General features: G+C 70.6%; 11 protein-coding genes and 1 pseudogene. 4 read left to right on the forward strand and 8 right to left on the reverse strand.

From position 1 onward, the window contains the following. A partial coding sequence (locus DY218_RS26455; RefSeq protein WP_147336180.1) for a sugar phosphate isomerase/epimerase family protein occupies nucleotides 1–812 on the forward strand: 812 nt, incomplete at its 5' end. Nucleotides 813–965: 153 nt separating this feature from the next. Continuing rightward, nucleotides 966–1,961: a collagen-like domain-containing protein gene (locus DY218_RS26460; protein ID WP_199566861.1), complete on the forward strand. Its 996-nt coding sequence runs from the start codon at nucleotides 966–968 to the stop codon at nucleotides 1,959–1,961. Between the two features lie 37 nt (nucleotides 1,962–1,998). Here DY218_RS26460 and DY218_RS26465 read toward each other — a convergent pair whose 3' ends face one another. The 3 genes from DY218_RS26465 to DY218_RS26475 form a co-directional block, all read right to left on the reverse strand. Next, a complete protein-coding gene (locus tag DY218_RS26465) occupies nucleotides 1,999–2,865 on the reverse strand; it encodes an ABC transporter ATP-binding protein (protein ID WP_128558645.1) in 867 nt (288 codons plus the stop codon). Nucleotides 2,866–2,908: 43 nt separating this feature from the next. Continuing rightward, a complete protein-coding gene (locus DY218_RS26470; protein WP_128558646.1) occupies nucleotides 2,909–3,931 on the reverse strand; it encodes an ABC transporter substrate-binding protein in 1,023 nt (340 codons plus the stop codon). A 142-nt stretch (nucleotides 3,932–4,073) separates the two neighbouring features. Then, nucleotides 4,074–4,937 (reverse strand): ABC transporter permease, encoded by an 864-nt coding sequence (locus DY218_RS26475; protein ID WP_128558647.1) that lies wholly within the window; start codon nucleotides 4,935–4,937, stop codon nucleotides 4,074–4,076. Between the two features lie 337 nt (nucleotides 4,938–5,274). Between DY218_RS26475 and DY218_RS26480 the strand changes: the two genes are divergently transcribed. Continuing rightward, nucleotides 5,275–6,357, forward strand: a complete 1,083-nt coding sequence (locus tag DY218_RS26480) for a LacI family DNA-binding transcriptional regulator (protein WP_128558653.1) — start codon at nucleotides 5,275–5,277, stop codon at nucleotides 6,355–6,357. A gap of 802 nt (nucleotides 6,358–7,159) precedes the next feature. Beyond that, nucleotides 7,160–8,374: an acyl-CoA dehydrogenase family protein gene (locus DY218_RS26485; RefSeq protein WP_128558648.1), complete on the forward strand. Its 1,215-nt coding sequence runs from the start codon at nucleotides 7,160–7,162 to the stop codon at nucleotides 8,372–8,374. Between the two features lie 29 nt (nucleotides 8,375–8,403). Here the strand turns inward: DY218_RS26485 and DY218_RS26490 are convergent, their stop codons facing one another. From DY218_RS26490 to DY218_RS35455, 5 genes and pseudogenes are all read right to left on the reverse strand, one after another. After that, entirely contained in the window at nucleotides 8,404–8,973 is a 570-nt protein-coding gene (locus DY218_RS26490) for a GAF domain-containing protein (RefSeq protein ID WP_128558649.1), read from the reverse strand. Next, the gene (locus tag DY218_RS26495; protein WP_128558650.1) at nucleotides 8,970–9,563 is read right to left on the reverse strand and encodes a GTP-binding protein; all 594 of its coding nucleotides are present in this window, start codon (nucleotides 9,561–9,563) and stop codon (nucleotides 8,970–8,972) included. Before DY218_RS26495 ends, DY218_RS26490 begins: the two co-directional genes overlap by 4 nt. After that, the gene (locus tag DY218_RS26500; protein WP_128558654.1) at nucleotides 9,541–9,915 is read right to left on the reverse strand and encodes a DUF742 domain-containing protein; all 375 of its coding nucleotides are present in this window, start codon (nucleotides 9,913–9,915) and stop codon (nucleotides 9,541–9,543) included. Before DY218_RS26500 ends, DY218_RS26495 begins: the two co-directional genes overlap by 23 nt. A 2-nt stretch (nucleotides 9,916–9,917) precedes the next feature. Further along, nucleotides 9,918–10,349 carry a roadblock/LC7 domain-containing protein gene (locus tag DY218_RS26505; protein WP_128558651.1) on the reverse strand — a complete coding sequence of 144 codons (432 nt, stop codon included), beginning with the start codon at nucleotides 10,347–10,349 and terminating at the stop codon, nucleotides 9,918–9,920. A gap of 86 nt (nucleotides 10,350–10,435) precedes the next feature. Next, a pseudogene (locus DY218_RS35455) lies at nucleotides 10,436–10,786 on the reverse strand (sensor histidine kinase); the annotation flags it as partial.

Below are 10,786 nucleotides of genomic sequence, written 5' to 3' on the forward strand. Positions count from 1 at the left end.
GCCTCGGCTCGGCGGCGCACGCGCAGGAGGCGGCGCCGGCGGGCCGCGGCAGACGGCGGCGCATCCCGCGCGACGCCATCGGCATGCATCTGTACACGATGCGCGATCCGCTCGCGGAGGACTTCCGCGGCACGGTGGAGCAGCTGGCCGAGATCGGCTACGCCACGGTCGGGGTGAGCGGCCGGCACGGGCACGACGCGGCGGCCATCCGCGGCATGCTCGACGCCACGGGTCTCGAGGCGGTGCTCGAGCATGTCGGATACGACATCCTGACGGGCTCCGGGCTCCCTCAGGCCTTGGAGGATCTGCACACGCTCGGCGCCGAGTGGCCGGTCGTGCCGAGCCTGCCGGAGGCGATGCACACACCGGCCGGATTCCGGGAAGCGGCACGGGAGTTCAACAAGATCGGGCTGGCCTCTCGCGAGGCCGGCCTCGGCCCGGTGCTCTTCCACAACCACGGTACGGACCATGCGGAGGTCGAGGGAGAGGTGCTCTACGACATCCTGCTGCGGGAGACCGACCCGGAGCTCGTCGGCTTCGAACTCGACGTGTACTGGGCGGCGAAGGGCGACACGGACGCGGGGCAGTACTTCGTCCGCGAGCCCGGGCGGTTCCCGGCACTGCATGTGAAGGACATGGCCCCGGACGGCGACTTCGCCGATGTCGGCTCCGGCGTCCTGGACTTCGCGGCCATGTTCCGCTGTGCCCATGTGGGCGGCGTACGGCAGTGGTTGGTGGAACACGACAGCCCGGCGGACCCGTTCGCCACGGCGCGCAACAGCTACGAGTATCTGGAGGCGCTGCGGTTCTGAGGATCTGAGCATCCGCTCGAAGCGGACGGCCGGTTCCCGCGCTGTGGCGGGGACCGGCCGTCCGCCTGCGGAGCACGGCTGCCTTAGCCCATCGGAAGGACTCGTGTCGCGGCGCGCGGTCATACAAGCGGTCGGGCGTCCTAGCCTGCGGCCATGATCAGCTCACGAATCGCCCAGCGTGCGGCCGTCTGCGCGCTCGCGGGCCTCGCGGCCTCCGCCGTGATGACCGCCGAAGCGCAGGCCGCCGCCGTCCCCGGCAAGGTCGTCTCCCGTATCGGGCAGAAGGTCCGGGCACAGCCCACGACGGCGTCGCAGGCGCTCACCACGTACCGGAACGGGACCCGCGTCCTGCTGCGCTGCAAGGTGACCGGACAGAAGGTCGCCGGCAACTCGACCTGGTACAAGCTCGACAACCGCAGCGGCTACCTCTCCGCGCGCTACACGAGGAACAACGGCACCGTGCCGTGGTGCGACGACCACGGCAAGGTCGGACCTCCCGGACCTCCTGGACCTCCTGGGCCGAAGGGCGACCAGGGAGAGAAGGGCGAGAAGGGCGAGAAGGGCGAGAAGGGAGATGCCGGGGCCACTGGTCCCGAGGGTCCCCAGGGGGATGAGGGCGAACCCGGCTCGACGGGGGCGACCGGGCCGCAGGGGCCCCAGGGCGAGCAAGGCCCGCAAGGCGAGCAGGGCCCCAAGGGCGACCAAGGCCCGAAGGGCGAGCAAGGCGACCCCGGGACCGACGGCGCACAAGGTCCGCAAGGCGACCCCGGGACCGACGGCGCACAAGGTCCGCAAGGCAAACAGGGCGAGCAAGGCCCCCAGGGCGAGCAAGGCGACCCAGGCCCCCAGGGGCCCGCGGGGAAGGACGGGGCAGCCGGGAAGGACGCCACGGCGACTCCGCCCGTCCGACTGGAGAGGACAGACACGTACGACGTGGGCGTCAGCGGCTGGACCGACAGCCCCCGGTGCCCGTCAGGCACCGAAGCAGTCAGCGGCGGCTTCCACCAGCTCGTGCCCGGCCAGGACGCTCTCAAGATCATGTCCAACAGGCCAGGTCCCGACAACATGAACTGGCAGATCCAGGCGCACAACGAATCCGCACGTAGCGTCGACCTGACCGTCTACGTCATCTGCCAGCGCGTCAGCTGACCGACCACGCCCGAACGCCCCGGGTCCGCCCCGCCCGTCAGTCCGCGGCAGACGCCGCCCCCAGAAGTTCGCGGATGCGAGTCGTGGCCGTGCCGAACTCCGGGCGGGCCATCGTCTCCGAGTAGCCGCGTTCCGCGGGCAGTCCGGCATCGATGATCTCGGAGACGGTGCCGGGGCGGGCGCTCATCACGACCACCCGGTCCGCGAGATACACCGCCTCCGAGATGGAGTGGGTCACCAGGATCACCGTGGTGCCGGTCTCCTGCCAGATGCGGCGCAGTTCGACGTTCATCTGCTCCCGGGTCAGCGCGTCGAGGGCGCCGAACGGCTCGTCCATCAGGAGCACCGGCGGCCGGTGAAGCAGCGCGCGGCACAGCGCCACGCGCTGCTGCATACCGCCGGACAACTCGTGCGGCAGCGCCTCCTCGAAGCCCTCCAGACCGGTCATCCGGATCAACTCCCCTGCCCGCGCCCGGGATTCGGCGGCCGGGAGCTTGCGGATCTCGGCCTGCAGGAGGATGTTCCGCAGCGCCGAGCGCCATTCGAGCAGGGCCGCGCGCTGGAAGACGTAGCCGATGTCGTGGCGCGGGCCGCTCACCCGCTCGTCGCCGAGGCGGACCTCGCCGGCCGAGGGGCCGAGCAGCCCCGCCACCAGCTTCAGGAGGGTGGACTTCCCGCAGCCGGAGGGGCCGACGATGGCGACGAACTCTCCGCTCGCGATGTCCAGGGAGACATCGGTGAGGGCGGTGACGTCGCGCTTCTTCGAGCGGAACCGTACGGCGACGTCGTCGATGCGTACGGCCGCGGCGGCCGCCTCGGTGCGGCCCCCGGGTGTCACGGACTTGGTCACGTCGGCCTTCTCGAGGGTCGTGCCGGCCTGGCTGTGGGTCACGTCGTTCGGCATGGTGTGCCCTTCGATGTCGCGGGTACGGGCCCTGCCTGTGCGGTCAGTTCTTGAGGGCCACGTCGGAGGCCCAGTAGTCCCCGACCGGCTTCGCTTCCTTGATCATGTCCGCCTCGGCGAAGACGTCGATGGTCTGCTGCCAGTCCTCCTCCGTGTTCACCCCGGGCTTCTTGCCCTCGGTGGCGTCGGTGTGCAGCAGCGTGAGCGTGGTCTTGAACTGCTCTTCGAGCACGTCCTTCGGCGGGAGTTGGTCGGAGGCGCCGTCCATCGAGGCGATCGCCTCGTCCGGAGCCTTCTCGGCCGCCGTCCAGGACTCGCTGGCCGCCTGCGCCATCCGCTTGGCCAGATCCTTCTTGCCCGTGATCACCTTCTGGCCGGCGATCAGACCGTTGGAGTAGAAGTTCAGTCCGTGCTCGGAGAAGCGGAGGTAGGAGACATCCTTCTTGGCCTTGTTCTGCATCGTCGGGCCCTGGTCGTTGGCGAAGCCGATCAGGGCATCGGTCTTGCCCGAGATCACCGCGGCGATCTTGCCCGCCGGGTCGGTGTTCTGGATCTTCACGTCCTTCTCGGCGAGGTCGTTCGCCTCGAGGAACGTCGGGAACGTCTTGGAGAGCGCGTCGCCCGCGGTGCCCGCGATGGTCTTGCCCTTGAGGTCAGAGGGGTCCTTGATGCCCTGGGAGTCGAAGAACTGCACCGAGGCCGGTGTGGTCTGCAGGAACACCCCGAGGCTCTGCACCTTCACGCCCGACTCCACACCGGCGAGCACGGCCGGCGTGTCCGCCCAGCCGAAGTCGGTCTGGCCCGCGCCGGTGGCCTGCACGGTCTTCTGGGAACCCTGCCCCGCCTGGATGGTCAGGTCGATGCCGTGCTTCTCGAAGATCTTCTTCTGTTTGCCGTAGTAGAAGGGGGCGTGTTCGCCGTACGGATACCAGTTGAGCGTCAGGGTGACCTTGTCGAGCTTCTTGCCCGAGTCGCTGGTGCTGGTGTCCGAGTCACCACCGCCGCAGGCCGTGGCGACGACCAGGGTCAGCGGGACGAGGCCGATGAGTGTTCTGCGCGGGTGCATGCGGGCCGGCCCTTTCACGAGCGGACATCGGTGGATGGTGCGGTGTGCGGGGGGGGTGTTGCGGCGGTACAGCGGTACTGCGTTATTGCGTTACGGCGTTACGGCGTTACGGCGTTACGGCGTTACGGCGTTACGGATGCGGTCAGTACGAGGTGGTGACCGAGCCGTCCCTGCGGCTCGCGTGCCAGGGAAGGAGCAGCTGCTCGGCGATCTCGACGATCACGAAGAGGATCACGCCGATCAGTGACATCACCAGGAGGCCGGCGAACAGCATCGGGGTGTCGAGGTTTCCGTTGGCCTGCAGAATCACATAGCCGAGTCCCTCGTTGGCCCCGACGAACTCGCCGACCACGGCGCCGGTGACGGCGAGCGTCACGGCGACCTTGAGGCCGGAGAAGAGATGCGGGAGCGAGGCCGGGAAGCGGATCTTCAGGAAGGTCTGCCAGGGGCTCGCGCCCATGGTCGCCGAGAGTTGGAGCATCTCCGGGTCGACCGCCTTGAGGCCGGTCACCATCGAGATGACGATCGGGAAGAAGGCGATCAGGACCGCGATCAGGATCTTCGGTGTGATCCCGAAGCCCAGCCAGACGACGAACAGCGGCGCGATGGCGATCTTCGGCACCACCTGTGCGAAGAGCAGGATCGGGTAGAGCGTCTTCTCGACCGTCGACGAATAGACCATCACCACGGCCGCGACCACACCGACGACCACGGCGATCACGAACCCGAGCAGAGTCTCGTAGGTGGTGACCCAGCTGTGCTGCCAGAGGTAGTCGGGCTTGTCGAGCAGGACGTCGAGGGTGGCGCCGGGCGAGGGCACGAGATACGACTCGACCAGTTCGGCGGCCGAGATCACCCACCACGCCACGAAGCAGGCGAGCAGCAGCGCCACCGGGCGCCAGCTCTTCTCGGCTGCCTCGACGGTGCGCCGGCGCAGGCTCGGCCGGGCTCGTTCGGCGACCCCCGCGGGTTTCACGGGGGCGGTGGACACTGCGCTCTGACTCACGTCGAACTCCCCAGGGAACGGCGGCTGTTGCGGAGAGCGGGCTGGATCGGTAGACCTGTGGGACAGTTACGGGAAACCGCTTTCAGAAAGCGCTTTCTGGTACGATGCGAGCCACGCTAATGACCGCTCGTCCGCACGGTCAAGGGGTCGTCATGCGGAAGTTTCGAGCACCGCCGGCGAACGTGTACGACGCACAGCCCGACCGGTTACGACACACAGCCGACCAGTACGGCGTACGACCGCGGGCCGCACCGCCGGCCGACCGCAAGCCATCGACTCGTTCACTGCCTGAGCCCGAGGGGGCGCCGTGGGAGAACTGGGAGCGACGAACCGGACCCTGCCGTCCACCGAGACGCCGGAGCGAGGAGTCCGGCCGCTCGGCCCACCCCGGTCACCGGTCACCCTGCACGCCGTGGCCCGTACCGCCGGCGTGTCCCCCGCGACCGCGTCGCGCGCCCTGAACGGCACCACCCGGGTACGCGAGGATCTGCGCGCCCGGGTCCTCGCCGCCGCCGACGAGCTCGGCTACATCCCCAACGCCCACGCCCAGGCCCTCGCCAGCTCCTCCAACAACACCGTCGGCGTCATCTGTCACGACGTCAGCGACCCTTATTTCGCGGCCATTTCGAGCGGGGTGATGCGCGCGGCGGCCGAGCACGAACTGCTCGTGATGCTGGCCTCCACCTTCCGCGAACCGGACCGCGAGATCGCGTACGTCTCGATGCTGCGCGCCCAGCGGGCCCGAGCCATCCTGCTCATCGCCTCCGGCATCGAGGACCGGTCCTGGGAGCGTTCGCTGGACAGCGAACTCACCGCGTACCAGAACAGCGGCGGCCGGGTCGCGGTCGTCAGCCGCCACCGCAGCCTGCGCGTCGACACCGTACTGCCCGAGAACCGGGCGGGCGCGACCGCACTCGCCCGCGCGCTCCTCGGCCTGGGACACCGGGAGTTCGCCGTCCTGACCGGGCCTGCGCGGCTGACGACGGTGAGCGACCGGCTCGCCGGCTTCCGCGCCGGGCTGGCCGAGGCGGGGATACGACTCCCCCGGCACCGGGTGATCACCGGGGCGTTCACCCGGGACGGCGGCCATGACGCGGCGGTCCAACTGCTGCGCCACGGCGACCGGCCCAGCTGTGTCTTCGCGGTGACCGATGTGATGGCGGTCGGCGCGCTCGCCGCCTTCCGGGAGCACGGGCTGCGGGTGCCGGAGGACATCTCGCTCGCCGGATTCGACGACATCCCGCTGGTCCGCGAGCTCACTCCGCCGCTCACCACGGTGGCCCTGCCGCTCACGGCGATGGGGCACAGCGCGATCGCCCTCGCCCTGCGTGCGGAGCGGGGCCGGCGCTCCCGGGTGGAGCGGGTGGCGGGGGAGGTCGTACTGCGCGCCAGCACGGCGCCACCTGCGCCTGGGGGCTAGGGTCCACCGCCTCCCCGTCTTGACGGATCAGCGCACGGCTCCCCCGCCCTGACCGCCCTGACTGGTCGCACCCTCGGTGGTGGCTCCGTCGAGCGGTGGCCACGGGCCTCTACGCCGCGGCGTACGCTCCCGCGATCGTGCGCCGTCCGCACTCCGGAGTATGCCTCCGTACGCCGTCGGCGGAGCGGGGCGGTCCGCTCTCGGTGGAGGCTGCGGGGCACGGGCGCAGTCGGGGAGATTTCCGGCCAACGGCAGCGTGCGGGGCGGGATTCCGCATATATCCACGACCGTCGGCCGAACGGCGAGTTCGGGCCACCGGCCGGTCGGCGTCACGTACAGCCGGATCGCCGGGGAGTCGCGGAAGGCGCCCCCGAGGACGCAGCCGCACCCGATGACCCGCCGCCGGCCTCGCCATCCGGTCGTCAGGCGCCGGCTCCTGAATCCGCTTACGGCACCGGCGGAAGCTCCGCTGTCCGGAACTCGCCGCCTTGAACAGGTACTTCACACAGTCCCGGCAGGCGGTCCGCGCCTCTCTGCCATATGCCCGCGAAACCTTTGCCCACGGCATGTGGCAGACGGATGGCCGCTGGGCATGTCTGGTGGAGTACCGCTACGGCCTGCCACCCACTGCACACAGTCCGCTGAACATCAACCGACCGAGTTCCGGCCAAAGTCCAGCCGTGATCTTGAAGCACACGCGATCTTCAACAGGATGGTGGGGGGCCGAATCGGGACGGGACCACCGAGGCACCACCTGCTCGAACAACCCTGCGGGCAGGCGACTCGCGGAGGAGGGCTCGCAATGGGCAGCTATCTCACCAGCCGGCTCCACCATCAACTACGAGAGGCCATCAGAGGATTCGCCGAACGTGAGGTACGACCGCAGGTTCCGGCGATGGAGGGGTCCCTCGGGGCCCAGCACGAGTTGTCCAGGCTGATCGCCCGTGAGGGGTGGTTCGGCCCGACGATCGAAGCCGAGTACGGCGGGGCGGGCTCAGGACAGCTCGCCGGGACGATAGTCGTCGAGGAGCTCTCCCGGGTCAGCGGCGCCCTCGGCGCCATGACACGGTCCGTACAGCTCGCCGCGGCCGCGATCGGCCGCTTCGGCAGCGACGAGCAGCGCAAGACCTGGCTCCCGGCGATCGCGGCCGGCGAGTGCCTGCCCACCGTGCCCGGGTCCGGGCCCCGGTACGAGTCCGCGTCCGTCGGCCGGGCGAGCGCAGGCCCGCCTCTCCGAGCGGTCCGCGACGGCGCGCACTACTTGCTCAACGGCCGTATGCAGCTGGGCAATTGCCACTCCGGCGCGCTGCACTGCGTGCTCGCCCGCACCGGTCCGGACTCCCGGGATCTGACAGCGCTGCTCGTCGAGCCCGGCCTGCCCGGACTGCTCCGCGGCAGCGAGCGGCGGACGCTCGGCCCGCACGGCTTCAGCGTCGGCGAGATCGTCTTCGAGGACTGCCGCGTCCCCGAGTCCGCCCGACTCGGCGACGAGGGCGACGGACCCGCGGTCGCGCAGTCGTTGCGCGACGGGACCGGACGTGCGGGTCTCACTGCCGTCGCACTCGGCATCCACCAGGCCCTGCTCGACGAGACCACCAGGCTCTGCGCCGAACGCCGCCGGCACGGCAAGGCGCTGCACGAACTTCCCGACATCGCAGTGAAGTTGGGCCGGATGCAGTCGCGTCTGACGACCGCCCGGCTGGCCGCCTACCACGCGGTCCAGGTGTCCGACCGGGGCGACACCCACGACGCCGGGACGACCGACGCCGGGCTCACCCAGATCGCCTCGGCCCTGGACTCCGCCCGTACCGCCAGGGAGATCCAGGCGGCCGCCGGCTTCACCGACCGGGCCCTCGAGCGCTGCCTGCGTGATGCCCGGCGCATCCTCGCGCCCGCGTGCACCGCGGACGTGCAGCAGCTCCCGCCGGCCGCGGCGCCGACGCGCCGCGCGGACACGGCCGACCGCCCCGCACGGACGGCGGCGCAGCTACGTGCAGAGCTTCAGCCTGCCCTCTAGGGGTCTCCCCCGAGGGTCTGCCGTGCGTCTCAGCCGTGGCCGTCCTCCCGGCGGTGGATCCGCTCGACGAGTTCGGCGGCCAGGGACTTGATCGTCTCGAGCCCCGCCCTCCCCCAGGGGCGCGGCTCCCGGTCCACGACGCAGACGGTGCCGAGGGCGGTCCCCGTACGGTCGATGAGCGGGGCGCCGAGGTACGAGCGGATGCCGATCTCGTCCACGACCGGATTGCCCGCGAACCTCGGATAGTCGCAGACGTCCTCGAGCACCAGTGCCTTGCGCCGCACCACCACGTGCGGGCAGAAGCCGTGGTCGCGGGCGAGATAGCGGCTGTGCCCGTCCCCGGCGGCGACAGCGCCCAGTTCGGCGCCCGAGTGGCTGCCGGACGGGGTGTGCAGACCGGCGAAGAACTGCCGGTTCTCGTCGATGAAGTTGACCATCGAGTACGGCGCTTCGGTGACTTCGGCGAGCCGGTCGGCGAAGGCGTCGAACTCCGGCTCGGGACTTTCGCCGAGACCCAGCCGGCGCAGCCGCCGTACCCGGCTCGGCGCCTCCTTGTCCACGGGGGTCAGCAGCTGGTGCCCGGTCGGGTCGTACGTCACGTGGTGGCTCCGTAATTCGATGCCGAGGTATGGGTGAGCAGGTGCTGGACCAGGGTCACCAGGGTCTGTATGCCCGAGCTCGATATCCGGGCGTCGCAGAGCAGCACCGGCACGTCCGGCTTGAGGTCTATGGCGGCTCTGACCTCCTCGGGCTCGTAGCGGTAGGCCCCGTCGAACTCGTTGACCGCGACGACGAAGCCGATCCCTCTGCGTTCGAAGAAGTCGACCGCGGAGAAGCATTCCTCGAGCCGCCGGGTGTCGGCCAGGACGACCGCGCCGAGTGCGCCCTCGCAGAGCTCGTCCCACATGAACCAGAAGCGTTCCTGTCCGGGCGTGCCGAAGAGATAGAGGACGTGCCGTTTGTCGAGGGTCATGCGCCCGAAGTCCATCGCGACCGTGGTGGTGGTCTTCTGCTCGATGCCGACCAGACTGTCGGTGCCGGCACTCACGGCGGTGAGCAGCTCCTCCGTGCTGAGCGGCTCGATCTCACTGACCGCGCCCACGAAGGTGGTCTTGCCGACGCCGAACCCGCCGGCGACCAGGATCTTGAGCGCCTGCGGGAAGGGGTCAGAGCCGTCGTCGTAGGCCATCGAGCACTGCCTCCAGTAGTGACCGGTCGGTGGGGGCGTGGTGGAACACCGGCGCCTTGGTGGTGAGGGCTCCGCAGTCCACCAGGTCGGACAACAGGACCTTGGCCACCACGGCGGGCAGCCGCAGGTGGGCCGCCACCTCCGCGACCGAGGTCGGACCGCTGTCGCACAGGCCGAGCGCCTGGCTGTGCTCGGGGCCGAGGTGGCCGAGGTGCGCGGCACCCGTGGGCATCAGCAGGGACAGCAGATCGAGCGGGGCGGTGGGCTGCGTACGGCCGTTGCTCACTGTGTACGGGCGGACGAGCCGGCCGGCCGCGTCGTCGAGCCACGGCCCGTCCTGCGGGGCCGCCACGCTCACGGCCTCAGGGCGGTGGGCTCGGCGGCGTGCCGGGACGGGGTGACGAGGTATGGCCGGACGCTCTTGACGAGCATCGCCATCTCGTAGCCGAGCACCGCCGCGTCCGCCTCCCGCCCCGCGACGACGGCGAGACAGGTGCCTGATCCCGCGGTGGACACGAACAGCAGGGTGGAGGCGAGTTCGACCACGACCTGCCGAACCTCGCCCCCGTCGCCGAATCTGATGCCGGCGCTGCGGCCGAGCGAGTAGAGGCCCGAGGCCAGTGCGGCCATGTGGTCGGCGCTGTCCGGGTCGAGGCCGTGGACGGACTTGACGAGCCCGTCGGAGGAGAGCAGCACCGCGCTGCGGGTGTGCGGCACCCGCTGCACCAGGCCGCTCAACAGCCAGTCCAGATCGTTGACATGGCCGGTCGGCACATCGCTCGCCATGGTGGATCGACTCCTTGCGGTACGGCGTAGGAAGAGGGTGGAGGAAACGGGGAACGCGAGAAGAGCGGAGTTGCGCGGGACGGCGGTCAGTCGTCGCTCGTCCGGCCGGAACCTCCCTCTCCTGCCGAGCGGTCGACCTCGGGGGCCGCGTCCGATTCGGTGCCGGACGCCTCCGCGGATTCGGCGAGGCCGATTCCGCGCTGGAAGGCGGCCATCAGTCCGGGGTCATGGCCTGCCGGAGGGCCGGACTCCGCACGGGGCGGGGCGGGGGCCTCACGCAGCTGGGGTGCCAGGTGCTCCTGGGCGCGGCGCCGGGGCAGGGACGGGCGGCCCATGGTTCCTCGTACGGTGCCCTGGCCGGGGCCGGTCGCCGCGGCGGCGGGCCGGCCGAGGCCGGTGAGCGGCGCGGGGTGTCCACCGCCGGCCTGGCGCGCGCC

It is taken from the genome of Streptomyces triticagri (genome assembly GCF_003429565.1).
Classification (GTDB): domain Bacteria; phylum Actinomycetota; class Actinomycetes; order Streptomycetales; family Streptomycetaceae; genus Streptomyces; species Streptomyces triticagri.

Coding starts and splice junctions, on each gene's coding strand:
- DY218_RS26495 (WP_128558650.1), bottom strand. CDS start 9,563: ATGGCCTACGACGACGGCTCTGACCCCTTCCCGCAGGCGCTCAAGATC.
- DY218_RS26470 (WP_128558646.1), bottom strand. CDS start 3,931: ATGCACCCGCGCAGAACACTCATCGGCCTCGTCCCGCTGACCCTGGTC.
- DY218_RS26485 (WP_128558648.1), top strand. CDS start 7,160: ATGGGCAGCTATCTCACCAGCCGGCTCCACCATCAACTACGAGAGGCC.
- DY218_RS26465 (WP_128558645.1), bottom strand. CDS start 2,865: ATGCCGAACGACGTGACCCACAGCCAGGCCGGCACGACCCTCGAGAAG.
- DY218_RS26505 (WP_128558651.1), bottom strand. CDS start 10,349: ATGGCGAGCGATGTGCCGACCGGCCATGTCAACGATCTGGACTGGCTG.
- DY218_RS26460 (WP_199566861.1), top strand. CDS start 966: ATGATCAGCTCACGAATCGCCCAGCGTGCGGCCGTCTGCGCGCTCGCG.